General features: G+C 67.7%; 31 protein-coding genes. 20 read left to right on the forward strand and 11 right to left on the reverse strand.

Annotated elements, in window-relative coordinates; all coding sequences use genetic code 11:
* The first annotated feature begins 25 nt into the window (after nt 1-25).
* From ABD116_RS30895 to ABD116_RS30910, 4 genes are read left to right on the forward strand one after another with little or no spacing between them, the layout of a single operon-like run.
* Nucleotides 26-349: a hypothetical protein gene (locus ABD116_RS30895; protein ID WP_343978256.1), complete on the forward strand. Its 324-nt coding sequence runs from the start codon at nt 26-28 to the stop codon at nt 347-349.
* A gap of 4 nt (nt 350-353) precedes the next feature.
* Nucleotides 354-2,180, forward strand: a complete 1,827-nt coding sequence (locus tag ABD116_RS30900; protein WP_343978259.1) for an SMODS domain-containing nucleotidyltransferase — start codon at nt 354-356, stop codon at nt 2,178-2,180.
* A 47-nt stretch (nt 2,181-2,227) separates the two neighbouring features.
* Nucleotides 2,228-2,635 carry a MerR family transcriptional regulator gene (locus ABD116_RS30905; RefSeq protein ID WP_343978262.1) on the forward strand — a complete coding sequence of 136 codons (408 nt, stop codon included), beginning with the start codon at nt 2,228-2,230 and terminating at the stop codon, nt 2,633-2,635.
* A gap of 26 nt (nt 2,636-2,661) precedes the next feature.
* Entirely contained in the window at nt 2,662-3,648 is a 987-nt protein-coding gene (locus ABD116_RS30910) for an aldo/keto reductase (protein ID WP_343978265.1), read from the forward strand.
* On the opposite strand, the gene ABD116_RS30915 is transcribed toward ABD116_RS30910, so the two are convergent.
* From ABD116_RS30915 to ABD116_RS30935, 5 genes are all read right to left on the reverse strand, one after another.
* Entirely contained in the window at nt 3,645-4,388 is a 744-nt protein-coding gene (locus ABD116_RS30915; RefSeq protein ID WP_343978268.1) for an alpha/beta fold hydrolase, read from the reverse strand. The two genes, ABD116_RS30910 and ABD116_RS30915, sit on opposite strands and share 4 nt — an antisense overlap.
* Before the next feature lie 44 nt (nt 4,389-4,432).
* A complete protein-coding gene (locus tag ABD116_RS30920; protein WP_343978271.1) occupies nt 4,433-5,167 on the reverse strand; it encodes an anti-sigma factor in 735 nt (244 codons plus the stop codon).
* A 5-nt stretch (nt 5,168-5,172) separates the two neighbouring features.
* Nucleotides 5,173-5,769, reverse strand: coding sequence for a sigma-70 family RNA polymerase sigma factor (locus tag ABD116_RS30925; RefSeq protein WP_343978274.1), 597 nt, complete (start codon nt 5,767-5,769; stop codon nt 5,173-5,175).
* A gap of 67 nt (nt 5,770-5,836) precedes the next feature.
* Complete coding sequence (gene fdhD / locus ABD116_RS30930) at nt 5,837-6,664, reverse strand: formate dehydrogenase accessory sulfurtransferase FdhD (protein WP_343978277.1); 828 nt, start codon at nt 6,662-6,664, stop codon at nt 5,837-5,839.
* Nucleotides 6,665-6,682: 18 nt separating this feature from the next.
* A complete protein-coding gene (locus ABD116_RS30935; protein WP_343978280.1) occupies nt 6,683-7,780 on the reverse strand; it encodes a phosphotransferase in 1,098 nt (365 codons plus the stop codon).
* Nucleotides 7,781-7,846: 66 nt separating this feature from the next.
* On the opposite strand from ABD116_RS30935, the gene ABD116_RS30940 reads away from it, so the two are divergent.
* Nucleotides 7,847-8,461 carry a trimeric intracellular cation channel family protein gene (locus tag ABD116_RS30940; protein ID WP_343978283.1) on the forward strand — a complete coding sequence of 205 codons (615 nt, stop codon included), beginning with the start codon at nt 7,847-7,849 and terminating at the stop codon, nt 8,459-8,461.
* Here the strand turns inward: ABD116_RS30940 and ABD116_RS30945 are convergent.
* Nucleotides 8,444-9,160, reverse strand: coding sequence for a MerR family transcriptional regulator (locus ABD116_RS30945; protein ID WP_343978286.1), 717 nt, complete (start codon nt 9,158-9,160; stop codon nt 8,444-8,446). The two genes, ABD116_RS30940 and ABD116_RS30945, sit on opposite strands and share 18 nt — an antisense overlap.
* A 40-nt stretch (nt 9,161-9,200) precedes the next feature.
* Nucleotides 9,201-10,400: an MFS transporter gene (locus ABD116_RS30950; protein ID WP_343978289.1), complete on the reverse strand. Its 1,200-nt coding sequence runs from the start codon at nt 10,398-10,400 to the stop codon at nt 9,201-9,203.
* A 77-nt stretch (nt 10,401-10,477) separates the two neighbouring features.
* Between ABD116_RS30950 and ABD116_RS30955 the strand changes: the two genes are divergently transcribed.
* From ABD116_RS30955 to ABD116_RS30970, 4 genes are all read left to right on the forward strand, one after another.
* Nucleotides 10,478-11,602 carry a ferrochelatase gene (locus tag ABD116_RS30955; protein WP_343978292.1) on the forward strand — a complete coding sequence of 375 codons (1,125 nt, stop codon included), beginning with the start codon at nt 10,478-10,480 and terminating at the stop codon, nt 11,600-11,602.
* Nucleotides 11,599-12,399, forward strand: coding sequence for an inositol monophosphatase family protein (locus tag ABD116_RS30960; RefSeq protein ID WP_343978294.1), 801 nt, complete (start codon nt 11,599-11,601; stop codon nt 12,397-12,399). The genes ABD116_RS30955 and ABD116_RS30960 overlap by 4 nt, the downstream gene beginning before the upstream one ends.
* A 278-nt stretch (nt 12,400-12,677) precedes the next feature.
* Entirely contained in the window at nt 12,678-12,977 is a 300-nt protein-coding gene (locus ABD116_RS30965; protein WP_012921380.1) for a DUF4193 domain-containing protein, read from the forward strand.
* A gap of 144 nt (nt 12,978-13,121) precedes the next feature.
* A complete protein-coding gene (locus ABD116_RS30970) occupies nt 13,122-13,925 on the forward strand; it encodes a DUF427 domain-containing protein (protein ID WP_343978297.1) in 804 nt (267 codons plus the stop codon).
* Here the strand turns inward: ABD116_RS30970 and ABD116_RS30975 are convergent.
* Nucleotides 13,901-14,182 carry a DUF4235 domain-containing protein gene (locus ABD116_RS30975; protein WP_343978300.1) on the reverse strand — a complete coding sequence of 94 codons (282 nt, stop codon included), beginning with the start codon at nt 14,180-14,182 and terminating at the stop codon, nt 13,901-13,903. The genes ABD116_RS30970 and ABD116_RS30975 overlap by 25 nt on opposite strands.
* A 23-nt stretch (nt 14,183-14,205) precedes the next feature.
* The gene (locus ABD116_RS30980; RefSeq protein ID WP_343978303.1) at nt 14,206-14,661 is read right to left on the reverse strand and encodes a DUF3093 domain-containing protein; all 456 of its coding nucleotides are present in this window, start codon (nt 14,659-14,661) and stop codon (nt 14,206-14,208) included.
* 52 nt (nt 14,662-14,713) lie between these two features.
* Here ABD116_RS30980 and dut point away from each other — a divergent pair, with 52 nt between their 5' ends.
* From dut to ABD116_RS31005, 5 genes are all read left to right on the forward strand, one after another.
* Nucleotides 14,714-15,166: a dUTP diphosphatase gene (gene dut / locus ABD116_RS30985; protein ID WP_343978306.1), complete on the forward strand. Its 453-nt coding sequence runs from the start codon at nt 14,714-14,716 to the stop codon at nt 15,164-15,166.
* Nucleotides 15,167-15,274: 108 nt separating this feature from the next.
* The gene (locus ABD116_RS30990; protein WP_343978309.1) at nt 15,275-15,961 is read left to right on the forward strand and encodes a DUF3710 domain-containing protein; all 687 of its coding nucleotides are present in this window, start codon (nt 15,275-15,277) and stop codon (nt 15,959-15,961) included.
* A gap of 54 nt (nt 15,962-16,015) precedes the next feature.
* Complete coding sequence (locus tag ABD116_RS30995; RefSeq protein ID WP_343978312.1) at nt 16,016-16,405, forward strand: OB-fold nucleic acid binding domain-containing protein; 390 nt, start codon at nt 16,016-16,018, stop codon at nt 16,403-16,405.
* Nucleotides 16,398-17,210 carry a DUF3159 domain-containing protein gene (locus ABD116_RS31000; protein ID WP_343978314.1) on the forward strand — a complete coding sequence of 271 codons (813 nt, stop codon included), beginning with the start codon at nt 16,398-16,400 and terminating at the stop codon, nt 17,208-17,210. The genes ABD116_RS30995 and ABD116_RS31000 overlap by 8 nt, the downstream gene beginning before the upstream one ends.
* A gap of 114 nt (nt 17,211-17,324) precedes the next feature.
* A complete protein-coding gene (locus ABD116_RS31005) occupies nt 17,325-18,482 on the forward strand; it encodes a 4-hydroxybenzoate 3-monooxygenase (protein WP_343978317.1) in 1,158 nt (385 codons plus the stop codon).
* On the opposite strand, the gene ABD116_RS31010 is transcribed toward ABD116_RS31005, so the two are convergent.
* Nucleotides 18,479-19,294 carry an IclR family transcriptional regulator gene (locus ABD116_RS31010; RefSeq protein WP_343978320.1) on the reverse strand — a complete coding sequence of 272 codons (816 nt, stop codon included), beginning with the start codon at nt 19,292-19,294 and terminating at the stop codon, nt 18,479-18,481. The genes ABD116_RS31005 and ABD116_RS31010 overlap by 4 nt on opposite strands.
* Here ABD116_RS31010 and pcaH point away from each other — a divergent pair.
* The 5 genes from pcaH (at nt 19,293) to ABD116_RS31035 (ending at nt 24,130) form a co-directional block, all read left to right on the forward strand.
* Complete coding sequence (gene pcaH, locus ABD116_RS31015) at nt 19,293-19,970, forward strand: protocatechuate 3,4-dioxygenase subunit beta (RefSeq protein WP_343978322.1); 678 nt, start codon at nt 19,293-19,295, stop codon at nt 19,968-19,970. The genes ABD116_RS31010 and pcaH overlap by 2 nt on opposite strands.
* Nucleotides 19,967-20,554 (forward strand): protocatechuate 3,4-dioxygenase subunit alpha, encoded by a 588-nt coding sequence (gene pcaG, locus ABD116_RS31020; RefSeq protein ID WP_343978325.1) that lies wholly within the window; start codon nt 19,967-19,969, stop codon nt 20,552-20,554. Before pcaH ends, pcaG begins: the two co-directional genes overlap by 4 nt.
* Nucleotides 20,538-21,782: a lyase family protein gene (locus ABD116_RS31025; RefSeq protein ID WP_343978328.1), complete on the forward strand. Its 1,245-nt coding sequence runs from the start codon at nt 20,538-20,540 to the stop codon at nt 21,780-21,782. Before pcaG ends, ABD116_RS31025 begins: the two co-directional genes overlap by 17 nt.
* On the forward strand, nt 21,779-22,168 hold the full coding sequence (gene pcaC, locus ABD116_RS31030) for a 4-carboxymuconolactone decarboxylase (protein ID WP_343978331.1): 390 nt from the start codon (nt 21,779-21,781) through the stop codon (nt 22,166-22,168). Before ABD116_RS31025 ends, pcaC begins: the two co-directional genes overlap by 4 nt.
* A gap of 330 nt (nt 22,169-22,498) precedes the next feature.
* Nucleotides 22,499-24,130 carry a hypothetical protein gene (locus ABD116_RS31035; protein ID WP_343978334.1) on the forward strand — a complete coding sequence of 544 codons (1,632 nt, stop codon included), beginning with the start codon at nt 22,499-22,501 and terminating at the stop codon, nt 24,128-24,130.
* On the opposite strand, the gene dapA is transcribed toward ABD116_RS31035, so the two are convergent.
* The gene (gene dapA, locus ABD116_RS31040; RefSeq protein ID WP_343978337.1) at nt 24,082-24,969 is read right to left on the reverse strand and encodes a 4-hydroxy-tetrahydrodipicolinate synthase; all 888 of its coding nucleotides are present in this window, start codon (nt 24,967-24,969) and stop codon (nt 24,082-24,084) included. The two genes, ABD116_RS31035 and dapA, sit on opposite strands and share 49 nt — an antisense overlap.
* A gap of 74 nt (nt 24,970-25,043) precedes the next feature.
* On the opposite strand from dapA, the gene ABD116_RS31045 reads away from it, so the two are divergent.
* Entirely contained in the window at nt 25,044-26,006 is a 963-nt protein-coding gene (locus tag ABD116_RS31045) for a LysR family transcriptional regulator (protein WP_343978340.1), read from the forward strand.
* Nucleotides 26,007-26,053: the final 47 nt, after the last annotated feature.

Below are 26,053 nucleotides of genomic sequence, written 5' to 3' on the forward strand. Positions count from 1 at the left end.
CCGCTGACGTTGTAACGTGCCGCGCATGAGTTTGCCGGTCGTGCGTGCTTACACCGCTCGGTTCTCCGGTGCGTTGACCGCTGTGTCGCTTGATCGGTTGCGCGAGGTCGCCGGGCTGCAGGCTCGTGGGCGGCTCGATGACGACCGGTCGGAAGAGTTCGGCGTACGCCGGCTGCGCGACACCCCCGGTACGCCGGTAGTGCTGCGGCTGTACCGAGAGGACGAGCGATGGTCGTTCATCCTCACGTACCAAGGGGATCCACCGGCAGCCGGTGAGGTGGCGGCGGTGCGCGATCGCGTGCGGGCGGCGGTTGCCGCGGCGGGCGTAGTACTGGATCACGAGAGCTGAGCCTGTGTATCCCGTCGATCCGGCCAACGGCTATCAGGTGCGGGCGCGGGACCTCGAGTTCCTCGGCTACTCACGTGAGCAGCTCGAGTGGTGGCACGGCCGGACGGCTCCGAACGGGCTGACGCCTTTGCAGTTCCGCGAGTTCAGGTCGAGTCTGCTCGATGCGCTGCGGACGGACGGCGTACCGGTCGAGTCGGTCGAGGTGTATCTCAAGGGGTCGAGCGTCAGCTTCTTCGCCAACAAGCGGAAGGCGTTGCCGACGCCGGCGGAGCTGGCGGATCAGCCGGTGGCCAGGGCGCGGCTGGAGCAGTGGTTGGGTGATGATGCCGATCGGCCGCGGTCGAGGTTGTTCGACGCGATGCACCGGCTCGGGCTGGAGCCGCCGAGCGATGTCGATCTGGTGATCAGTTCCGACGAGATGGTCCGGCGGGCGCGGGAGCGGTACGAGGCCGATCCGGCGCATGGACCTGACGACTACCTGCATCCGAAGTACAGGTTCGTCCACAAGTCGTTGATGAACGAGGCGTTCCCGAGCATGGCCGACTGGACGGATCGGTGGCAGGCGATGCTCGGGCGGGAGGTGACACCGGCCGTCTTCGGGTTGCGCGATGAACAGCTCGAACCGCCGGACATCGACCAGGCGGTGCGCTGGAAGATCGTGGGTCCGGAGGCTTTGAACACGGTAGGGAGTGGGCCGATGCGTGAGGCCGGCTACGAGGACAGGCTGCGGATCACGCCGCCGGAGCTGCCCGTGCCGGGCGAGAATCCCCGGCTGCGTGGCAATCAGCAGCGGGGGATCGATCGGGCGCTGCTGCGGTTTCTCGACTCCGAGGTCAGTCTGTCGGCGGATGCCTATCGGGTGCTGGGGGAGCGGGTGGCCGACGTACACCGGGCATTTGTTGAGGACTCGCGCTTCGGTGAGAACGAGAACCGGCTGCTCGGGCAGGGGAGTTGTTTCTACGGTACGGCGATCCAGCCGGTCGCCGAGCGCGGACTCGACGTCGACGTACTGCTCGAGCTTCCGTATCGCGCCGACTGGAATCCGCAGCGGTATCTGGTCGAGGCCGAGCGGGCGCTGAACGAGAGCCGGACCTGCGCGGGGTCGGCGCAGCGGCAGAGCCGGAACGTGCGGATCGACTTCCCGGGCGAGGTGCACGTGGATGTCGTACCGATGGTGCAGCTGCCGTCGGGGGAGCGGGCGATCGTGAACTTCGACGAGGACGCCTTCCAGCCGGTCGATCCGGTCGGGATCGCGGAGTGGATCGACCAGCAGGACTCACGCGCGGGTGGAAGTCTGCGGCCGGCGGTGCGGCTGCTGAAGTATGCGAACGCCGTCGATGGGGAGTTGCCGCTGGCGCCGATCGCGTTGACCATCCAGTTGGGCGAGCAGATCAAGCGGTCCGGGTTGGCGCAGGCTGGACTGACTGAGGACCTGCGTCAGCTGACCGAGGGTTTGTGCGAGGCGACGGCGGATCCATCGCGCAAGCCGCGGATCGATGACCCGAGCCGGCCGGATGTGAACTTCGATCATCGGTGGAAGCCGGCGGACTATCAGCGGTTCCGGGTCGGGATCCGGGAGTACAACGAGCGGCTGGCGAACGCGCTGCGGACGGATCCGGAGGGTACGCGGGCGGACGTGTGGGTGCCTGTGTTCGGGAAGGACTTCGCGAAGTACCTGAACAAGCCTGCTGTGGACAGCGAGCTGCAGTTGTCCGCGGCGAGGGCATTCGGTGGGAGCGCGCCGGCGGCACGGGCCGTGGATCCTGGTGCACAGCCCGCGAGGTGGCGGTCGGCCGGCGCGCCTGGTGCGGGTGAGCGTGGACGGGAATGAACGCCGGGGGTTGACCTGGAGTGCACTCCAGGTAGTTGGGTAGCTGCATGACCTCGATCCAGGTGCCGGAGAGCGGAGTGACCATCGGCGAGGCGGCCCGGCTGACCGGGTTGTCCATCGACACGTTGCGGTACTACGACCGCGAGGGTCTGCTCGGGGAGTTGCCGCGCGACGGTGGTGGGCGGCGACGATTCGATCAGCTCAGCATCGGGTTGCTGGATGTGCTGATCCGGTTGCGGCGGACGGGGATGCCGATCGAGCAGGTGCGGCGATTCACGCGGCATGTGCGCGAGGGCGACCGGGATCGGGCCGGCCGGCTGGCGTTGCTGCGTGAGCACCGGATCAAGGTGTTCGCCGATCTGCGGCAGCTGGAGGCTGACCTCGAGGTCATCGACTGGAAGATCGCGGCCTACCAGGCCGCCGAGGACGGCATCGACCCGCCGCCTCGCGACTGAACTCGAGGAAGCTGATGACTGAGTCAATGAGTAGGCAGCTCGGCGGGCGTGGTACGAGCGCGCTGGGAGTTGGATGCTGGGCGATCGGTGGGCCGTGGGTGGCGTCCGGCCGGCCCGCGGGATGGGGGGAAGTGGATGACGAGGTCAGCATCCGGATGATCCACACGGCGATCGAGGCCGGGATCCGGTTGCTGGACACGGCTGATGTGTACGGCGCCGGGCACAGCGAGGTGGTGGTCGGCGAGGCGCTGCGACGGTTGCCGGCGAGCGTGCGCGACGAGGTGATCGTGGCAACCAAGTTCGGCAACACCTTCGACGAGACGACTCGGGTGGCCGAGGGCCAGGACGTCACGCCGGCCGCGATCCGCGCCGCCACCGAGGGAAGCCTGCGCCGCCTCGGCGTCGAGGCACTCGACCTGACCCAGATGCACGGTGGTGCCGGCACCGCCGCCGAGGCCGAGGCCGTCGTGGCCACCCTCGAAGAACTCGTTGCCGAGGGCAAATTAAAAGCCTTCGGTACCAGCGTCGACGAACCCGAGGTGATCGCGACGTTCGGCAAGTCGGCAGCGATCAGCGCACAATCCCAGATGAATGTCTTCGGCCACAACCCGGAGGTGCTGGCAACGGCCCACGAGTACGACCTGGCGGTACTGGCGCGAACCCCACTGGCCATGGGCCTGCTGACCGGCAAGTACAACCTTTCGAACCGCCCCGCCGAAACCGACGTCCGCCGAGACACCCCCTGGTGGACCTACTTCGACGACGACGCCATGTCCGACTGGCTCCGCCGCCTGGATTCCGTCCGAGAAATCCTCACCACCGACGGCCGCACCCTCACCCAGGGCGCCCTCGCCTACCTCTGGGCTCTGGACCCGATCATCATCCCGTTGCCCGGCGCCCGAACCCCAGAACAAGTCACCGAACACGCAGCAGCCATCAACTTCGGCCCGCTGCCCGAGTCAGCACGCCAGGAGATCGACGAGCTACTCGCCGATTCCCCGGAGCGCCACTAGCCGAACACCACTCCAAGAAATTCGTCAACCCGTCCGTACCAAGCGCAGTGCCCGGCACCGGCAATCGACCTGACTCCAAAGCCGAGCCCTTCAAGTTCACGAGCTCGCTCCGGCGAAACGAACCGGCTGGGCTCGGCCCGGATCAGCATCGAGGGAATGTCAGTGCCCGGCGGACCTGGGAGCGGATCTCGGTTGTACGCAAGCTGCAGAGCCACAGCCGTCGCAGGATCGAATCGCCGGGCTGCCTCCGCCTCGACCTTGCGATCTTCTTCCGACCACGCGGGCTTACTGGCCCGCAGCTGCTCAACGGTCCGGCCCGCCTTGGCGGCGCTGAACCGGCCCAGTAGGTCGTCAGCATCGGCACCCTTGGCGGCAGATGAGAACGGGACGTCGACGTAGACGGCTCTCGCCGGACGCAAGACCGGAAGCGCCGCGGCGAGCACGATGGCCCCGAGCGAGTGGCCGATGGCCAGGTCGATCGCGGCGCCGGGTGTGCCTCTGGGCACGGTGTTCTGCTCGGCTCGGACAGTTTCGGCAACGGACTCGGCGTACGACTCGATCGTCGGGTCGATAGTTGCGGACGAGCCTCCGTGACCAGGTAGGTCAACGGCAATCGCCCGGTAGCCGCGGTCTGCCAGAGCTGGTCCGAGCTCGTGAAGCTGCTGGGCCGATCCCAACATCCCATGCACCAGTACGGCGACCTTGTCCCCAGCACCCCACTCCAGCCGACTCAGCCGCATGCGTTGTTTGACGCCGGCTGAGCTCGGCTGGTTCGGTCAGGCCGTCAGGCCATCGGGATAACGCTGGCTGTGGTGAGGGTTGGTTCGGTGGCGCCGGGCTTGTTCTCGATGGTCAGGCCGAAGGCGATTTTGTCGGCTACGCCGCCGCGGATGACCTGGGGGCCGTCGGAGGTGGTTACGCCGACCGAGTGCATCACCTGGGACTTGTCGCTCAGCCAGAGTTGGTAGGTCTTGTTGCTGGGGAGTTTGGGCAGGTTGTTGAGGAGGACGATGGCGGTGTCCTTGCTGGGGGACATCACGACGGCCGCCTGGCCGCCGTCCTTCAGGTTGCCGCGGACGGTCTTGGCGTCGGGCTCGGCCAGCAGGGCGGCCAGTTGCTGGTTCTGCTGGTGTTCGCGGGAGCTGTCGCGGTACTGGTCGACGGCGATGCCGCCGGCTCCGGCGACGAGGAGGCCGGCCGCGGCCAGGCTGAAGAGGGAGCGGCGGTTGAAGGACTTCCGGCGTACCGGCGCGGGGAGCTCGACCTGTACTTCGGGGCGCACCAGCGGCGGTAGTTGCCGGGTGCCCGCGATCTCGGCGAGGACCCGGGCCTTCAGTGCGGGCGGTGGCTGGGTGGCGACCGCCGTACCGAGCTTGTTGGCCGCTTCACGGAGCTCCGCGACCTCCGCGCTGCAGGACTGGCAATCGGCGAGGTGCTCCTCGAAGTTGATCCGCTCGTCCTCGGGCAGTGCGTTCAATACGTAGGGACCGGTCAGCGCGTGCACTTCCGGTGTCGTCATGGCCCTCACCTCCCCGTCACACCCAGGCAGTCGCGCAGCCGGATCAGGCCGTCGCGCATGCGTGCTTTGATCGTCGCTAGCTTGGCGTCGAGCAACTCCGCCACTTCCCGGTACGAGTATCCGCCGTAGTAGGCCAGCGTCACCGATTCCCGCTGCAGCTCGGTCAGCGAGGACAGACAGTGCCGGACCTGTTCGACTTCGAGGTTCGTGGTCACGGCTTCCGCGACCTCGTCGTACTCCGTGGTCGAACTCGCCGCCGCGACCGCTTGCTCCCGGTCGGTCGACGACTGCTCCGAGCGGACCCGGTCGATCGCCCGGCGGTGTGCCATCGTCAGGACCCACGAGGTGAGCGAGCCGCGGTCGGCGTCGTACCGGGTGGCGGTGCGCCAGATCTCCACCATCACCTCCTGGGTCACCTCCTCGGACTGGGCCGGGTTGCGCAGGACGCGCCGGATCAGGCCGTAGACGCGGGGCGCCATCTGGTCGTACAGCTCGGCGAACGCGTCGGTGTCGCCGCGCGCCACCCGGGCCATCAGGTCGGCCGGGCTACCGGTCGCCGGGTTCACCACCCGCGGCCACGGTAAAGCGGTCTCCTCGCTCACAAGGCGTTTCCTCCGACTCGATCCAGCTGGTCGGGAGTACTTCGGAGCAGGGTGGTCATCGGATGGGTCAGCGCAGGACCCGGTCGGGTGAGCTGTAGATCACACAGCGCTCGCCCCGGGCGAAGCCGACGAGGGTGACGCCGAACCGTCGCGCGAGATCGACGGCGAGGCTGGACGGCGCTCCGACGGCGACCATCATGCCGATGCCCGCGGCGACCGTCTTCTGGACCAACTCGTAGCCCATCCGGCCGCTGACTACGAGGACTAGGTCCTTGCGGCTGCGCTGGTTGAGCACGGTCCAGCCGACCACCTTGTCGACGGCATTGTGGCGGCCGACGTCCTCCCGGACCACTACCTTCTGGCCGTCGGGGGTGAAGAGGCCAGCTGCGTGCAGGCCTCCGGTACGGCCGAAGGTGGGCTGCGCGTCGCGGAGGAGATCGGGCAGGCGGAGTACTACGTCCAGCGGGACCTCTACCGGGTCGACTGGGTCGTACTGACGCTCGGCGAGCTCGTCGAGGCTCTGCTGGCCACAGACGCCACAGGCGGCCGAGGTGATGCCGTACCGCTGGGGTGGTTCGCGGTCAGGCGGGCCGTCGAAGGTGACGGTGACGGTGTTGAACTGCTGCTCGCGGGTGAGCTTCACGTCGGTGCAGTAGGCGACCGTGCTGATCGCGTCCGGTCGTACGGCGAAGCCCTCGCCGAGGCAGAAGCCGGCGGCGAGCTCGAAGTCGGAGCCGGGGGTGCGCATGGTGATGACGAGCGGCTCGGGCGGGCGACCGGGCCACTCGAGGCGGAGCTCGAGCGGTTCCTCGGTGACCACCACGTCCTCGCGGCGGGACGTCTTGGTGCCGTCCTGCACCTCGACCTTGTACCGGGTCGTGGGTCCTTTGCTCATGTATACAATCTAGGCGCTCTACGCCCAGTTGCGCCTGATGGCGAGCCAATCGAAGTAGGCCCAGGCGTAGAGGCGCTGGTGGCGGCGGATCTCCGGGGTGCAGCCGGGTGGGGGCGGAGCGTCGAGCCTGTTGATGAAGTAGACGGCGAGGACGGCGGCGAAACAGTCGAGGTGCTCGGGTGGTACGTCTGCTGTCAGCGGGCTGGTTTTGACGGCGGCGAGGGTGTCGATGCCGTGGCGGTGGGCGAGCGGAAGCAGCCCGACCCAGTCGAACCAGGCGGGGCCGAGCGACAGCCAGTTCCAGTCGACGGTCCAGCAGATGTTGCTTGCGTCGATCAGAAGGTTGTCCGGCCGGATGTCGGTGTGGATCGCTGACGTGGGTGCCAGCGCCGTCGGATAAAGCTCAACCAGCTCCTGAAGCTCTCGGAGCCGATCAGGCAGCCACGGCTGGAACCCTTCAGGCATCGGCTCCTTCCCAGCCAGAATCTCGGCCGGCCGGTACCGCGGAAAGCTGGGCCCTTCGATCTCAGCACTGAAAGGCTCGAGATCGTCGAACGGACTGGGTGTTAGAGCATCCGCCATCTGCTCAAGCGTAGAAGTCACCGTCGCGAAGTCCTCCGGAGTCCAGGGCATGCCTGGCATCCGAGCGTCGACCCGCTCCGACGCAACCGCGAACCATCGGGCTTCGCCTTCGGTCGCGGGGGTGGGGGAGGAAGCGGTCGCGCCGCTGATGGTGGTGCTGGGCTTGCCGCGGGTGGCGGCGCCTGGCGGGCTGCCTGCGGCAGCGGCCGTACGGGGTGCGGTTGCGTGGGCTGTTGCGAGGATGCGGGGGACCTGGATGGATGCCGGTAGGCGGGGGACCAGTTCTGCTTCGCGTTGGTAGGCCTTGTACGGGTGTTGGCTGTCGTCTGCGGCTTTGATGAAGAGTTGGCGGCCGTCTGCGAGGGTGACGGGGGCTGCGAAGCCGCCGGTGAAGCCGGAACCTACCGAGGGGGCGACTTCGAGGATTTCGGTGCCTAGGGCAACTGTCAGGGCGTGGCGGAGGGACGCCGGGAGAGCGCTCCACGAAGGGCGGGCCGAGGTGGCTGTGTAGTCGACTTCGGGGGGTCCGCTCATGCATGCAGGGTAGGGGGTCGGCGTGGCGGGTGCCGCTGGTTTTCGGGGCGCGGCTACGGTGCGGGGGTGAGTGGATGGGCTTTGCATGTGCTCGATCTGGTGGGGATCTTCGTGTTCGGGATCACCGGAGCGCTGGTCGGAGTACGCAAGAAGCTGGACGTGTTCGGGATCCAGGTGCTGGCTCTGGTGACCGGGCTCGGAGGTGGGTTCATCCGCGATGTGCTGATCGGCGCGACTCCGCCGGCCGCGTTGGTCGACTGGCGGTATCTGGTGGTGCCGGTGGCGGCTGGGCTGATCACGTTCTTCCTGCATCCGGGGATCGGGCGCGTCGAGCGCCTGGTCAACATCTTCGATGCGGCCGGGCTTGCGTTGTTCTGCGTCACGGGCGCTCGTAAGGCGCTGGAGTACGGACTGCCGCCGCTGTCGGCCGCGCTCGTCGGCACGATCTCCGGTATCGGCGGCGGCGTCATCCGCGATCTGCTCTCCGGCCGCGTCCCCGTCGTACTGCGCAGCGAGATCTACGCCACCCCCGCCTTCCTCGGCGCCGGCATCGTGGTCGTCGTCAACGCCCTCCACTACGACGCGCCCTGGACCACCCTCGCAGCGGCCGTCGTCTGCTTCCTGATCCGCTTCATCGCCATCCGCCGAGGCTGGAACGCCCCGCTACCCCGTATGACGTAGAGCAGCCCATCCGTTGACCACGGCAAGCAGTTCCAGGTACCGGTTCCAGCGCGGATCCACCGGCCGCTGCAACTGCGCGAACCGCTCACGCAGCGTCCCGGGCCGCACGACGACGACCGCATAGTCGGCCGCCATCAGCCGGACGCTGGAACGGAAGGACTCCTGCTGGGCGAGCTCGGCAAGCTCGACCCAGGCTTCCAGCTGCTCCGCGGACGGATGGTCCGGTAGCTCAGCGGTGAGCGTCTGCCGGATGCCCGCGAACACCGGGTCGGATCCGAAGACGCTCATCAGGAAGTCGTCGACCAGTTGCGATCGTTCGGTTTCGGAGAGTCGGGCCAATCGGTGCATGAGATTCAGCTCCTCAGGAGTCGAGCCACGCTCGGCCACCGCCGTGAGGATCGCGCGCCGCAACCGCAGCGTCCGGATCTGGACCGCGAGCGCCTCCGCATGGGCTGCGGCCACGTCGGAGAGTGCGAGCTCCTGATCCAGCACCTGGCGGATCGTGCCGAGATCGAGCCCGAGCTCCCGCAAGGAGCGGACCAGTTCGAGGCGGGCGACGGCGGCGAGGTCGTAGCGGCGGTAACCGGCCGGGCTGCGGTCGGTCGGTGGAACGAGCCCGCGGTCGGAGTAGTACCGGACCGCCTTGACCGTGAGTCCGGTCCGCCGGGCCAGTTCACCGATCGGGAAGAGTTCGTCCATACCGGCCACCCTCCTGTCTCCCCTCGGGGGAGAGTCAACCTCAGTTGTGGGCGAAGCGGGTCTTCGGGCGGGCGAAAGTGACCGAGACGCTCGCGATCAGGGCACACGTGATGCCGACGCTGACCGGGACCCAGTACGCCGTCGAGGCGCCCCACACGTCGACCGCGTGTCCGGCGGCCGCGTTGCCCGGGGCGACACCGAGCAGCAGCCCGGTGACGGTCCAGGTGATCGCCTCGGTGAGCCGCTGGGGCGGTACCCACTCCTCGACACACGCGGTGACCGCGACCATCGTCGGCGCGATCGTCAGACCGGCCCCGAACAGCACCACGCCCAGCACGAGGATGTTGCCGACGAAGGGCAGCGGCGCGAGCGTGATGGCCAAAGCGATGGTGCCGAGCAGCAGCCGTCGCTCCACCGGCGCCTTCCAGTGCACCGATCCGTACCAGAGGCCCGCCAGCAGCGACCCGAGCGCCCACACGGCCAGTACGACGCCGGACATGCCCGGCTTGCCCTCGGAGGCGGTGAACGCGACAGTGACGACCTCAGCGCTTCCCAGCGTGGCGCCCAGGCCCAGCCCGATGATGCTGAGCAGGAGCAGGGAGAGCCAGGGGAGCGGTGCCTTCTCGGTACCGTTCGCGCTGCCGCGTCCTGGCGGGTCGGAGCCGCGCAACGAGGCCAGCCAGATGCCACCACCCAGGCCGAGGAGTCCGGCTGCCGCCAGGCCGGCGTACGGGCTGATCTGGGTGGCGAGGGCCGTGACGAGGACCGGACCGACGATGAAGACGACCTCGTCGCCGACGGCCTCGAGCGCGAACGCGGTCTGCAGGGCGCGCCCCCGGCCGAGCAGATGGGTCCAGCGGGCCCGGACGAACGAGCCGACCTGCGGACGGGTGCCCCCGGCAACGAACGAGATGACGTACAGCACCCAGGACGGCGCGTCGGCACGGACCGCGACGAGCAGACCGCCGAGCGCGATCGTGCACAGCGTCGTACCGACCAGGAGCAGCGACCGCTGGCCCCAGCGGTCGACCAGCCGGCCCTGGATCGGTCCGGTGAGCGCTCCCGCGATCACCCCGGCGGCCGAGACTGCGCCGGCCAGCCCGTAGGAGCCGCTCTCCCGGGCGATCAGGATGACGATGCCGAGGCCGAGCATCGAGATCGGCATCCGGCCGATGATCGCGGCAACGAAGAAGGCACGGGCGCCAGGGCGGCGCATGAGGTGTACGTAGGGCTTCAGCATAGGAAATCGAGTTCACCCTAACTCGCGCCGAGGGGACCACACGCATCCATTTCCGGTGCGCCTGGGATCATCGGGGTATGCCCGTCGAGCCGACGCCAGATCCAGTCTTTGACCCCACCCCGTACGACGCCGTCCTGCTGCTGTCCTTCGGTGGTCCCGAGAAGCCCGCGGACGTGCTGCCCTTCCTGCAGAACGTCACCCGCGGCCGCGGCATCCCGGACGAGCGGCTGGTGGAGGTGGGTGAGCACTACTACTCGTTCGGCGGCCGCAGCCCGATCAACGACCAGAACCGTGAGCTGCTGAGCGCGCTGCGTGAGTCCTTCGACGAGGTGGGCCTTGACCTGCCGCTGTACTGGGGCAACCGCAACTGGGAGCCGTACCTCACCGACACGCTGCGGCAGATGACGGCGGCCGGCGTACGCCGGGCTGTGGTGATCGTCACCAGCGCCTACCCCTCGTACTCCGGCTGCCGGCAGTACCGGGAGAACCTGGCCGATGCGACCGCTGCGGTCGAGGGTGCGCCGCGGATCGACAAGCTGCGGCACTATGCCAACCACCCCGGCTTCGTCGGCTCCTTCGTCGAGTCGACCGCCGAGGCGCTGAGCAAGCTGCCCGAGGGCTCCGCGATCGCGTATGTGACGCACTCCATCCCGAACAAGATGAACGAGACCAGTGGCCCTGACGGCAACGGATACGTGAGCTGGCACCAGGACGTGGCCGCCGAGATCACGGCGGAGCTGCAGCGGCGTACCGGGGTCGAGCGCCGGACCGATCTGGTCTACTGCTCGCGCTCTGGGCCGCCGCAGGTGCCGTGGCTGGAGCCGGACGTCAACGACCACCTGGAGGCCCTTGCGGCCGACGGGGTGCCCGGTGTCGCCGTAGTACCGATCGGGTTCGTCAGTGACCACATGGAGGTCATCTACGACCTCGACACCGAGGCACTGGCGACTGCGGAGAAGCTGCGGCTGCCGATGGCTCGCGCCGCGACCCCTGGTACCGACCCGCGGTTCGTGACGATGCTGCGCGACCTGGTCCTCGAGCGGGCCGCCGCCGAGCGTGGCGAACAGCCTGCCCGCCCCTGCCTCGGCAAGCTCGGCCCCGGCTGGGATGACTGCCGCCCCGACTGCTGTCCCGCCCTCCGCCGCCCCGGAGCGCCCACCTCAAATGAACCCGCCGCACCGGCAGCTAAGGAATCCATATGAGCTCCGAGAACCCCCAGGACCTGTTGAAGCTGGCGGTCGAGGTCGCCGCCGAGGCAGCCCAGCTGATCGTCGAGCGCCGCCGGGGCACGATCACCGTGGCCGACACGAAGAGCACCGCGACGGACATCGTCACGGCTGTCGACCGGGAGTCGGAGGAGCTGATCCGGGCCCGGGTGCTGGCGGCCCGGCCGGACGACTCGTTCCTCGGCGAGGAGGGTGACGACGTCAACGGCTCCAGTGGCGTCCGGTGGGTCGTCGACCCGATCGACGGCACGGTCAACTACCTGTACGACATTCCGACGTACGCGGTGTCGATCGCGGTCGAGGTGGACGGGCAGACGGTGGCCGGCGTGGTCGTGGACGCGCCCAAGGGGGAGATGTTCACCGCGACGCTCGGCGGTGGAGCGTTCCTCGACGGGCAGCCGATCCAGGTCTCGGACTGCCCGGATCTGAGTAAGGCGCTGGTCGGCACCGGCTTCGGGTACGACCCGGACCGCCGCCTGGTGCAGGCCGAAGTTGTGCAATCTCTCATCGCCAAGGTCCGCGACATCCGCCGGATCGGGGTCGGCGCGATCGACCTGTGTTACGTAGCGTGCGGCCGGCTCGACGCTGTGTACGAGCGGGGGCTCAACCCGTGGGACTACGGTGCGGGCGCACTGATCGCGTCGGAGGCCGGGGCGACCGTCGGCGGGATCGGCGGAGCCCCGGTTTCGCCCGAGATGTCGATCGCCGCGACCCCCGCCGTGTTCAGCGCGCTGCACGATGCGCTCGCTGCCGCCAACCCGCTCAGATCGTAAAACTGCTCATTAGTGCGCGCTAGTACGCAATAATGAGCATTCGACTGTTCGGTCCTGTCTCAATCTGCGACACGCGGGCCAGAAGGTGGACCCCGACGCGCGCGAAGGCCCGTTGATAGGGCACAATCCCTGCCTCGGGGGCGGTACTGACACCGCTGCCAGCCTGTCTGTCAAGGGTTTCGGGGGACGAGAGCTTCCATCGCGGAATTTCTCGGCCGCTTTACCCGTTCAAGGGCTCAGCAGGCAACACCACGGGTACGAAGAGGGCAGGGAACACCATGGCGACTGATTACGACGCCCCGCGCAAGACGGACGAGGACTCCAGCGAAGAGTCGATCGAGGAACTGAAGACTCGCCGTCACGACAAGAACTCCGGCAAGGTCGACGAGGACGAGGCGGAAGCTGCGGAAAGCTTCGAGCTGCCCGGCGCGGACCTGAGCCACGAAGAGCTGGCGGTGCGGGTGCTCCCGCGCCAGGCCGACGAGTTCACCTGTTCGAGCTGCTTCCTGGTTCACCACCGCAGCCAGCTCGCGAACAGCAAGAACGGACAGCTGATCTGCCGCGACTGCGCTGCCTGAACCACAGCATCGTCGCCCTGCTCGGCTGAGTCCGTACCGACTCACGGGACCGTCCCCTTCCGGGGGGACGGTCCCGTTGTCATGTCCTGCAATAGGTGGCTCTCACCGATGTGCAGGCGGCCGAGCGGCTCCTAGCCTGGCCGTATGAGCAAGCAGATGCGGGACCTTTGGGCGGAGGGGCTGGGGCAGCTACGCCACGAACCGACCGAGATGCGGGTGCGGATCCGGCACGACGGTCACGAGCTGGTGGACACGGCCAGGGCGCTCCTGGTCTGGGAACCGCGCCGGGTGGTCCCCTCGTACGCCGTACCGGCCACCGAGCTGCACGCCACGCTGAAGCCGTCGGACGCGCCGGTGATGCCGGTACCGGACGGCATCCTCCATCCCGGCATCCCCTTCGCGGCGCACTCGTGCCCGGGGGAGGTGATGGACGTCGACGGACTGCCGGGCGCGGGGTTCCGGCCGGCGGACACCGACCTGGCCGAGTACGTCGTACTGGACTTCAGGGCCTTCGACGAGTGGTACGAGGAGGACGAGCGGCTGGTGGGGCATCCGCGGGAGCCGTATCACCGGGTGGCGGCCCGGCAGAGCTCGCGGACGGTCCGGGTCGAGCGGGACGGGCAGGTGCTCGCCGAGAGCAGTAGGCCGACACTGGTGTTCGAGACGAGTCTGCCGACGCGGTTCTACCTACCGCGGGAAGACTTCGTCATCGACCTGGTGGAGAGCGACCGGGTAACTACCTGCGCCTACAAGGGCAGGGCTACCTACTACGGCAGTGACAGCCTCCTGTGGAGCTACCTGGAGCCGCTGAAGGAGGCTAGGGAGCTCGCCGGGCTGGTGTCGTTCTACGACGACGTACTGGACGTCTACGTCGACGGGAAGCTTCGCGACCGCCCGCGCGGTCCCGTCGCGGAGTCGCTGCGTCAGGAGTTCGGCTTGTCCTCGTAGCCGGGAGGCAGGCTGCCGGTGGACTTCAGCCAGTACTTGGCCGCACGGTCTTCGGCGAACCGCTTGGCGGCCGCGGCGGACGCGCCACTGGCCACGGCCCAGGTGATGATCTCGATGTAGCCGGCCTGGTTGCCCTTGGGCGGCTTGCCGCCGGACCCGATCTTCCAGGCCGTCGTCACCGCCTTGTTGGCGACCAGCGACACCACGATGGTGAACGCCATCAGCACAAGCTTCCAGCCGATCTTCGCTCCGACCACGACTACCTCCTAGGTCCCGTTGTTCAGGATCTTGCCACGCTGTCGGCTGTGAGCGCCGCTGCTAGCCGATCAGGGTGTCGCGTGCCGATCAGCCAGTACGGCGCCGGGTCCTGCGGGTCAGTGATCTCGACCCGTACCGCGCCAGGCAGGTAGCTGCGCAGGACGAGGAAGGCAGCGGGGTCGCAGTCGCGGCCGAACGCGTTGCGGGCATCGTCACCGGACAGGGGCTCGACCTTGCCGAGGTACTCCCGCTCGATGGCGGCACGGCCGGCCCGGAGCTTCTCGGAGTCGACGGCGACCACAGCACCGCCGTACCGGGTGAACAGGGTGAGCAGGAGGACAGCGGCGATCCCGCCGACCGCTGCGCCCGCTATGACGCCGGCAGGGACAGCAGTGATGACGTACAGGGTGATCACTGCGGCAGTGGCGATGACCCACCAGCTCACTGGCACGCTCAGCCGTTCCCGGTATTGCTCCACGACACCAGCCTGGCACGCCCGGTGTCCGGCGCCGTCGGTAGGGTCCTCTCCCATGACTGAGGTACTGATCCAGCGGCTAGACGAGGACCTGCCGGTACCGGCGTACGCGCACCCTGGAGACGCGGGTGCCGACCTCGTGGCGGCCAGTGACATCACGTTGAAGCCAGGGGAGCGGGGACTGGTCGGTACCGGGATCGCGATCGCGCTCCAGGACGGGTACGCCGCGTTCGTGCACCCGCGCTCCGGACTGGCCGCGAAACACGGGGTGTCGATCGTCAACGCGCCGGGCACCGTGGACGCGGGTTACCGTGGCGAGATCAAGGTGTGCCTGATCAATCTGGACCCGGCCGCCGAGATCACCCTGAAGCGCGGCGACCGGATCGCGCAGCTGATCATCCAGCGGGTCGAGCGGGCCCGGTTCGTCGAGGTGACGAAGCTGCCCGGGTCGGATCGCGGCGAGGGTGGCCACGGCTCGACGGGTGGCTTCGGTGGTGTGACACGCTGATCAGGTGCACGCGATTGACCTGCGGCATGCGCGAGACTACGGCGGGCCTTGGCTGAGTCATGGCCGCCAGCGGATTTAGATGATGACTATGGAAGTAGGGCTAGAGCAGTGATCTTCCGTCGCAAGGGCAAGAACGACGACGAGCCGGCCACCTCTGGCGGTTTCTTTGGCGACGACGATGAAACAGTCGAGGCTGACGACGCCGAGGAGGCCGCACCGGTCGGTCGCAGCGCCGGCCCGTTCGACTCGACCGAGGTGGATGCCGAGTCGCTCGAGGCCGAGGACCGGATCGACCTGGGGGCGCTGGTCGTCACCGGGCTGCCGGGCATGGAGCTGCGGCTGCAGGTCGACGAGGCCAGCGGTGATGTCCAGGCGGTGCTGCTGGTGCTGGAGGACTCGGCGCTGGAGCTGCGCGCGTTCGCGGCGCCCAAGACGAGTGGCATCTGGTCCGAAGTGCGGCGTGAGATCGCTTCCGAGGCGACCCGGATGGGTGGCACGGCGTCCGAGACCGAGGGACCGTTCGGGACCGAGCTCGTGCTCGTCGTACCGGTCGAGGACCCCGAGGGGCAGATCTTCAGCCAGACCTCGCGCGTCATCGGTGTGGACGGTCCGCGCTGGCTGCTGCGGGCCACCGTGCTGGGCCGCGCCGCGGTCGAGCCGGACGCCGCGCCGCCGATGGAGCAGTCGCTGCGCAACGTGGTCGTCGTCCGTGGTCCGGAGCCGATGGCGCCGCGTGAGTCGCTGGCTCTGCGGCTGCCCGCGGGTGCCCAGGCAGCGACCGAGGAAGAGGCCTGACCGACATGTCCGGATACCGGCCGAGCACGCTCACGAACGGCTTACACTGGGCTCATGGGTAGTGAGAAACCCGGGGGGCTGTGGAAGCGCGCCTTCAAGGGACTGGCCGGCGACCGGGACGAGCAGGACGCCGAAGTACTGAAGGACTACGCGTCGGGTTGTGGCGCGCGGTCGATCACCGGATGCCATGACCGGGAGATGGTGACGCTGTACGGCACGCTGCGCACGATCACGTTCAGCCCGCGCGGCGGCGTACCGGCGCTCGAGGGTGAGCTGTACGACGGCACCGGCACGGTCAAGCTGGTCTGGCTGGGCCGGCGCAAGATCGCCGGCATCCACCCGGGATCGGAGCTGACCGCGTCCGGGCGGATCGGTGTCGTGGACGGGGACCGGGTGATGTTCAACCCGAAGTACGAGCTCCGTCCCGCGGCCGCGCATGGCTGAGCCGCACGGAACGCAGCGTGACCAGCTCGACGAGGACCTGAACGAGAAGCTCGTCGAGATTCTGAAGCCCGAGTTCGAGGCGGCCGGGGCAGTACCGCCGGCCGAGGAAGTACCGGCCGCGGAAGGGGCACCGGCCAGGCCCGGGGCGACCACCGACAAGGACTTCTTCCAGGCGCTCGGCGGCTGGGGAGCCCTGCTCGACGTCGGTCTGCCGTGGATCGCGTTCATGATCGTGTACGCCGCGTCCGACCACGACCTCAAGCTGGCCCTGATCGTCGCGGTCGCCTGCGGTGGCGCGGTCGCGCTGCTCCGGCTGCTGCGCAAGCAGCCGCTGCGCAACGTCATCGGCGGCTTCATCGGCGTCGCGTTCTCCGCGTGGGTCGCGAACCGTAGTGGCAAGGCCGAGAACGTCTACCTCCCCGGCATGATCCTCAGCGGCGGCTACCTCCTCATCTACGGCCTCTCGATCGTCGTCCGCTGGCCGCTGTTCGGCGCCCTCTACGGCGTGATCACCCAGACCGGCGGCGAGTGGCGCAAAGACCCCGACATGTACCGGGGCTTCAACCGCGCGACGCTGGTCTTCGCGGGTCTGTTCGCCGGCCGTCTGGCCATCCAGATTCCGCTGTATCTGACCCACCAGCTGAACGCCCTGGGGATCGCCAAGATCGGCCTCGGCCTCCCGTGTTACGCACTCGCGCTCTGGCTTGCGTACTCCGTCCTGCGAGGCTCCCTCCCGGCCGACAAATGGGACGAAACCCGGGACCACGTCACCGGCCTGCTCCGCGGCGGCGGCGCCAAGAAGTAGGACCGTACTGGCCGGGCTGCTCAGACCCGGCCAGTCGGCTTCCGTCTGGCGGAAGGGTGGTCGCTCTCCGGGGCGCGGTCGGGCATTCTTCCGGGGACGTCGGGAGGAGACCGCGTGCGGACACAGGTGGCGATCGTCGGTGCCGGGCCGGCTGGGCTGGTGCTGTCGCATCTGCTGCATCTGCGCGGCATCGAGTCCGTCGTGGTGGAGCGGCGTAGCCGGGAGTACGTCGAGAAGCGGGTCCGGGCCGGGGTGCTCGAGCAGGGCACCGTCGATCTGCTGCGGTCTATCGGGGTGAGCGACGGGCTTGATCGGGACGGCCTGCCACATCATGGGATCGAACTCCTCTTCGACGGGGTGTCGCATCGGGTTCCGCTGAGCGATCTCAGTGGAGGCCGGGCGATCACGATCTACGGTCAGCAGCGTGTGGTCAGCGATCTCACCGAGGCGCGGTTGGCGGCGGGTGGGCAGATCTTCTTCTCGGCCGACGAGGTTTCCGTGGATGTGGCCGTGCCTCGGGTGAGCTTCACCCACGACGGCCAGCGGGTCGAGCTGGACTGCGACTTCATCGCCGGGTGCGACGGGTTTCACGGCAGCTGCCGCGATGAGTTGCCTGGGGCAACGGTGTACGAGCGGGAGTACCCGTTCGCCTGGCTGGGCATTCTGGCCGACGTCGCGCCGTCGAATGACGAGCTCATCTACGCCAACACTGACCGGGGCTTCGCGTTGCTCAGCCTGCGGTCGCCGACGGTGAGCCGGCTCTATCTGCAGGTCGATCCGGCGGAGGAGCTGGCGGCCTGGTCGGACGAGAGGGTCTGGGACGAGTTGCAGTCGCGGCTCGCGCACGACGGCTGGTCGCTGAAGGAAGGGCCGGTCCTCGAGAAGACCATCACTCCGATGCGCAGCTTCGTCTGCGAGCCGATGCAGCACGGGCGGCTCTTCCTGGCCGGGGACGCCGCGCACATCGTGCCGCCGACGGGGGCGAAGGGGCTGAATCTGGCCATCCACGATGTCCACGTGCTGGCCTCGGCGATGGAGGATTGGTATGCGACGGGACGGAGTACCGGCTTGGATTCGTACTCCGCCACCTGCTTGCGGAGGGTGTGGCGGGTGCAGCACTTCTCCTGGTGGATGACATCGATGCTGCACAACTTCCCGGGCGACGACCCCTTCGAGCGGCGGTTGCAACGGTCGCAGTTGGAGTACGTCGTCAGCTCGCCTGCCGCGGCGACGACGCTGGCCGAGAACTATGTCGGGCTGCGGTGGAGCTAGGAGCGTCTTCGCTTGCCCTTGTAGCCAAGGGTCCGGGAGACGGCTGAGGCGGTTGTCGTCACCAGTGGGGTGAGGAGTCGCGCGGCGCCCGGTTCGGCTTTGGCGACGACGGAGACGGCGGCGACGACTTCGGCGTACCGGTTGCGGATCGGAGCGCCGATGGCGATCGCGCCGTTGGTCACCTGGTTCTGGTCGACGGCGACGCCTTGCCGTTTGATGTCGATGAGGAGCTTGCGCAGGATTGCGGGGTCGGTGATGGTCTCGGGGGTGTAGGGGACGACTGGCTCGGTCAGGACTTTGTCGAGGACTTCGGCCGGTGCGTTGGCGAGGAGAACCCGGCCGCCGGCGGTGGCGATGCTGCTGAGCCGTCCGCCGACGCGGGTGCGGGTCTTGACCGCTTGGCGGCCGGACAGGCGCTCGACGAAGACCACCTCGTCGCCGTCGAGGACTGAGAGCTGGACATTCTCGTGGGTGGCCTCGTAGAGATCCTCGAGGTAGGGGAGCGCCGCCTCGCGGAGTGGAAGGCCGCGTGGGGCCAGAGAGCCGAGTTCCCACAGCCTCAGGCCGATCCGGTATCGGCCGTCGGACCCGCGTTCGAGAGCTCCCCAGGTGACCAGCTCGCCGACTAGGCGGTGGGCCGTACTGAGGGGGAGGGCGGTGGTGGTGGCGATCTCGGTCAGGGTCAGGGCGGGGCGTTGGCCGGTGAACACGCTGAGAACGGACAGCAGTCTGCTCGCGGCCGTACCGGTGCCTTCCATGTGACGGAAGTCTGCTCGCGATGCCAGGCCGGCGCAAGCGAGCATGATGGGCATGGCCCTGGACCCGCCCTACCTCTTCCCGGACTATTCCTCGACGGTACTTCGCTCGCCGGGCAAGGCGTTGGTGATGCCGCCGCCTGGCTATGTCGAGTCGACCGGGCCGGTGTTCGGCACGGGCGATGTCCGGGAGACCGATTCCGACCTCACCCTGCATGGGGTCGGTGAGCCGATCGGCGAGCGGCTGATCGTGCACGGGCGCGTCACCGACACGCTCGGCCGGCCGCTCGCTGGGACGCTGCTCGAACTGTGGCAGGCCAACGCGGCGGGCAGGTACGTGCACAAGCTGGACGCGCATCCGGCTCCGCTCGATCCGAACTTCACCGGCGCCGGGCGATGCCTGACTGATGCTGACGGCAACTATCGGTTCGTGACGATCAAGCCGGGGCCTTACCCGTGGCGCAATCACGACAACGCCTGGCGGCCGGCGCATCTGCATTTCTCATTGTTCGGACAGGCTTTCACGCAGCGGTTGGTGACGCAGATGTACTTCCCTGGGGATCCGCTGTTCTTCCAGGACCCGATCTTCAACTCGATCCGGGACGAGGCTGCCCGGAAGCGGTTGATCGCGACCTACGACCACAGTGCGACGATGCAGGAATGGGCTACGGGGTACCGGTTCGACATCGTGCTCGATGGCGCGACGGCGACGCCTTTCGAGGGGCAGCTGTGAGCTACGTGTACCCGGTGACCGACGTACCGGCCTCGCCTGGGCCGACGCCGTGGCAGACGGTGGGGCCGTTCTTCCATGACGCGTTGGCGTACGCAGCTGGGCCACAGGTCGCGGGACCGTCCGTGCCGGGGCGGATCCGGCTGGCCGGGACTGTGTTCGACGGTGGTGGTGAGCCGATCCTCGATGCTCTGGTCGAGCTCTGGCAGGCGGACCAGGACGGACGGTTCGTGAGTTCGCCCGGCATCTACGAGGCGCTGGAAGGGTTTCGGGGTTTCGGGCGGTCGATGACTGATAGCGGTGAGTACGAGTTCGTCACCGTCAAGCCGGGAGCGGTGCCGACGATCGACGGGCGGGCGCAGGCGCCGTACATCGCGCTCTCGATCTTTGCCCGCGGCATGCTTCGCCGGGCCGTCACGCGGGTCTACTTCCCCGGGGACGATCTCGATGGGGATCCTTTGCTCGCCTCGCTGCCGGAATCGCGCCGCGCGTCCCTCGTAGCCACGCCTGCCGCGGACGGCTACCGTTTCGACATCCATCTGCAAGGCGAACAGGAGACGGTGTTCCTCGATGTCGGCGACCGGTAGACCTGAGTTGCCGGGCGGGGATTTCGGGCTGCTGAGTCCGGTCTGGGCCGGGAGCCGCGCCGAATCCCTCACCGGCGACACGGCTCTGGTCAGGTCGATGGTCGCCGCGGAGGCGGCGCTGATTCGTGCGCTGATACAGGTGGGACTGGCGCCCACGTCGGCCGAAGAAGTGGCCGCGCAAGTCGAGGCTGCCTTGATCGAGCCGGCTCACTCGATCGATCCGGCTCAGCTGGCTCTGGAAGCCGTTGCCGGGGGCAACCCGGTGATCCCGTTGGTGGAACGTTTGCGAGAGTCGGCCGGCGTTGGTGATGAGACCCGCTGGATCCATTTCGGTGCGACCAGTCAGGACATCGTCGACACCGCCCTGATGCTGGTGGCGACCGACGTGCTCGAGGTTGTTCTCGAAGATCTGGAGGCGATCGTTGGGAGGCTGACGGGGCTTGCTGTTCGCTACCGAGACTTCCCAGTAGTCGCGCGAACCCTTGGCCAGCAGGCCTTGCCGACGACGCTCGGGCTGCGGGTGGCGGGTTGGCTGACTGGTACTCGCGATGCCGTCCAGTCGATCCAGGCTCTGCTGCCTTTGCCGGCTTCACTCGGCGGTCCGGTCGGTACGGCTCAGGTCTACGGCGCGGACGGGCCGCTGGTACTGGACGCTTTCGCCTCGCGGCTCGGGCTGTCCGCTCCGACGCTTTCCTGGCACACCCGGCGCGGGCCGGTGCTCGGCCTGGCCAATGCTTTGGTGGCGGTCGGCGCGGCCGTCGGCAAGATCGCCGCGGACGTGCTGGTGATGAGCCAGACCGAGATCGGCGAGGTACGCGAGGCAACCGGCGGTACGTCGTCGTCGATGGCCCACAAGTCGAACCCGACGCGGTCCGTCCTGATCGCGTCGGCTGCCCGCCAACTCCCCGCGCTCGGGGCGATCATCGGCGCCTCCGCAGTGGCGGAGCAAGAGCGTCCCGCCGGTGCCTGGCACGCCGAGTGGCAACCACTCCGCGACATGCTCCGCCTCGCCGGAGGCGCGACTGCGCTGGCCCGCGACCTGATCGACGGCCTGGTCTTCGACCAGGAAGCTTTGGCCCGCAACCTCGACCTCCTCCGCTCCACCCTGGGCGGATCCGAGACCTGGACAACTCCCCACCTCAAACCGGCAGCTGTCTGGGTAGACCGCGCCCTGAAGTCAGACCGAGGTCCCGCCTCGGATCCCGACCGAGGAGAAGCCGGCCGATGAGTGAGCCATTGCCAGATCCCTACGACGAGGGGATGCGGATCCGGCGCGAAGTCCTCGGTGACGCGCACGTCGACCGCGCCGAAGCGGCACGAACCCCACTCACCGCCGACTTCCAGGACTTCATCACCCGCTACGCGTGGGGCACCGTCTGGCAGCGGGACGGCCTCGACCGGCGTACCAGGTCAGTCGTCACCTTGACGGCCTTGGTCGCCGGCCACCACTGGAGCGAGCTGGAGTTCCACCTCCAGGCAGCAGTCCGCAACGGACTCACCCACGAGGAAATCGCCGAGATCCTGCTCCAGTGCGCGGTCTACTGCGGCGTACCGGCCGCGAACTCGGCCTTCGCCATCGCCGCCCGCGTGCTCACGGCGGAGGACGGAGGCTAGTCCTCGGGCCGCCCGAGGTCTTCCGAGGGTGGCTGGTCGTTCGGGACCGGTACGACGGGGAGCGCAGTACCGTCGCTCCCGCGACCCGCATGCTGTTGAGCATCAGGTGTAGGTAGCGCCGCCAGAGCCCGGAACGCATAGAGAGTGCGCCCAGTTGGTCGCATGCTCACCCACGAGGGCCGCCGGCCACGTCGTGGCCGTCATCGGCACGAAACCAAACCCGCTCTTTCGTTAGCGATCTGTGTCCCATGATCATCTAATGTTGTGCATGGGGAGCGAGATATTGTCCGGTGTGGCACGACGCGCTATTCTGCATCGGGGTGGGGGAATATGCTGGTCTATGAGCCATTTGTGAATATCGCCGGAACGGCCCAGATGTACTCCCAGATCGCTGGGGTGTTGGCCGGATTTGCGTTCACTGCGTTGCTGGGATTTTTGCGCCATGGTGCTAGTGGTGACGACGGCGAGGGCGGTGTCGCTGCCTCTCATACGCTGAGGTCCGTGACGGTCGTACTGTTTAGTACGATCACCGGACTAATCATCAGTGCAGTCATGTATGGCGTCCTGGCTGGCGGGGGAGAGGCGTCCGGGAACTCCTTCTCGGCAGTTGCCATCAATGGGCCGGCATTCAGCCTGGCGATCCTTGCCATGTTCTACGCTGTCGGTCTCGCTGCGACACCGTACTCCCACATGGATGCAATGCTGTCAGCCGTGCGGGTAGTAGTGGGTATCATCGGGCCGGCGATTTCCCTGCTCTTGGTCGCCACCGCTGTGCTGGACATCTATCACTTCAGGTGCAATTTCGGAACTATACAGAGTACTTGCAACGAGGCTGCCCAGTTCAGTCCAGATCGACCCTTCGGGTTTGGTTTGCTGCTGACTACACTCGGCATCGCCGGGTCTCTCGCGCTGTGGCTTTGGTTCAGGAAACCGCCGACGGTGATCCCGGCGTGGATCCCGACCGTGGCTTCGTTCATGATCTTCGGCGCCTCCGTGTTTTCGGTGATCGGTGGTGTCGCCCTCACGTCGTTGCCTGCCGAGTACGTCCTGCCGGACAGTTTGCTGTATGTGCTGCTGGTCATCGTGTTCCTTCTCCTGTACACCATCTCGACCCTCGCGATGTGGAGTTGTCATCCCGTGTCGGCTACCGGCGGAGGTGGCGAAACGACATCAGTTGCGAGGAAGGACGCATATAGAGCAGTCATCGCCCCGACCGGAGGCGATGACTCGGCCGGCGGTGATGACTTAAGAGTCGGGATGGCGCGGGTGACGAGGAAGGAACTGGCCGCGCGTTATGGGGGTTACCTCGCGAACCATTATCTTGGACTGCACGTCACGGTAGTCAGCGTCGCGCTAGGGGTCGCCGGGCTTGTTGCGGCGGGTCTTTTAGCAGGCATGAAGGAGCCCAGTGGTTTGGCCTGGCTCTACTGGTTGCTGTGGTTTACCAGTCTCCTGGCGGTTGCAACTGCGTATGCCGGAACGATGACTGGCGCTGTTGCGCTGCCGTCGAGGGTGCCCACCTTGTCAGACTTGGCGACGCCGTTGCTGATGGCAGTTGTCGAAGTACTGATGTTCGGAGTACTTGTCGCCCAGATCGCAGGCTTCGATGCGCCACGCGTCGTTCTCATGGCCTGGTTCTTCTTGACTGGACTCTTCGGCATTCTTGCCGTCGTCGCGATTATCCGCGCTCGAAATCTCTTCCATCCTGACGCCTATGCACCGGATCTCCTCGGGACCGTATTCGCGTACAGAAAGCGCCTGCTCGGCGATATTATCGGCGCCGGCGTGTTGTCCCTCGTCGCGACTGTCGGTGGCCTGGTGCAGCTGCTAAGAGGAGAAGCGTCCGTGACGGTTGCATTCTTCTTCGCGGGAGCTCTCGCTGCGGAATTGGGGGCCGCCCTTGTGGGTCACAATCAGACCTCCAAACTGTGGCGAGATGGGCTGGCTGCAAGTGCGCCGTGAAGTCGGCGTCCTTCGAGGAGTGGAAGTCGGACCGTTGCGTGGGGGATTACGCCCAGTTCGGCTAGGGCTGCCTTGGTGTTGGGGGCGCCTTGGGAGGTTGTGAGGGCTGTGGTGGTGGGGATTTGGGAGCGGTGGATGGCTTGGGCGGTGGGGAGGTCGCTGGTGCGGATGGCGTCGAGGAGGGCGGCGTTTGGGCCGGCGGTGAGGTTGGCGGTGACGCTGACCAGGCCGGTGGCGCCGGCGGCTAGGTAGGGAAGGTTGAGGTCGTCGATGCCGCAGTAGTAGGCCAGGGAGGTGGTCGCCATCAGGGTCATTGCTTCGGGGAGGTCGCCCTTGGCGTCCTTGATGGCGTGGATGCGGGGGTGGGTGGCCAGCTCGGCGATGGTGGTGGGGGAGAGCGCCAGGCCGGTGCGGTGGGGGACGTCGTAGAGCATGACCGGAAGGGTGGTGGCGTCGGCTACTGCCCGGCAGTGGGCTAGTACGCCGGCTTGGGTTGGCTTGGAGTAATACGGGGTGACCAGTAGGAGAGCATCGGCGCCGGCTGCTTCGGCTGCGTGGGCGCGGTGGATGGTGGTGGCGGTGTCGTAGGTGCCGATGCCGGCGATGACCTTGGCGCGGCCGTTCGCCTGGGTTGCGACGGCTTGGATGAGTTTGGTGGTTTCGGCGTCGGTGAGGGTGGGGGCTTCGCCGGTGGTGCCGGCGACTACGAGGCCGTCGGCGCCGGTGGTGAGGAGGTGGTCGACGAGGTTGGTGAGGCCGGGGAGGCTGATCGAGCCGTCGGGGTTCATGGGGGTCACCATGGCGACGAGGTTGGTGCCGAAGAGGTTTGCTGCGGTCATGGGTTTGATCGTTGTCGATGATGATTGCTGCGGTCTAGCGATGCTTTTTCACCGGTATTGCTTACTGTGGCTTCATGATCGAGGTTGGTGCGTTGAGGGCGCTGCGCGCGGTTGCCGGGCTGGGGACGTTGGCTCGGGCGGCGGAGGAGCTGGGGTTCACGGCTTCGGCGGTGTCGCAGCAGCTCAAGCGGTTGGAGCGGCAGGTCGGCGTACCGGTGATCGCTCCGGCCGGGCGTGGAGTGGTGCTCACGCCCGCTGGGCAGGCGATCGTCGACTCGGCGCCCGAGGTGTTCCAGGCGTTGGAGCGGTGCGCGGAGGCGGCTCAGTCGGTGTCGGAGGGGACACCGCGCGGCGTACTGCGGGTGGTCGCGTTCTCGACCGCTATCCGCGGGCTGCTCGCACCAACCTTGCGGGCCCTCGCCACGACCGCTCCGGAGCTCCAGGTCCACCTCACCGAGCAGGACCCAGACCAAGCACTCCGGAGCGTCGAGGCTGGTGCGGCTGACCTAGCCCTCGTCCACGACGCCGACGGCCTCCCGCCGCCACTCCCAGCCTCCCTCACCCACCGCCACATCCACACCGACGTCGGCGACCTCGTCATGAGCAGAACCCACCCCCTGGCCCAGTACTCCGGCCACGCGCTGGCGATGCGAGCCGAGTCGTCCTACGCCATCCCCGCCAGCCAGCTGCGACCGCTGACCGCCGGGGACCTCGCTGGGCAGGCCTGGGTGACCAGTCCGCCCGGGACTGTCTGCCACCAGTGGTTTCGGCGATTGTTCGCTGATGTGCCGGAGGAGCCGGACGTGCGGCATCTGGTCGACGACTTCGCCACCCAGCTCGCATTGGTCGAGGCGGGTGACGTGATCGCACTCATCCCGCGGCTGGCCCGTCCACCCCTGGCCGACGGACTAGTGGCGCGACCACTCCAGCGCCGGCCGACTCGCGAAGTACGGGCTGCTTGGCGGCGGAGTGCCGATGCGAGCCCGGCGATTCAGGCGATGCTGACGGAACTGAGCCGGGGGCGACCCGCGTCATAGGGAACAATTCGAGCCCCGCGGACAAGCCGCGAACCAAGGGGGAGTGC

It is taken from the genome of Kribbella koreensis (assembly GCF_039525325.1).
Lineage (GTDB): Bacteria > Actinomycetota > Actinomycetes > Propionibacteriales > Kribbellaceae > Kribbella > Kribbella koreensis.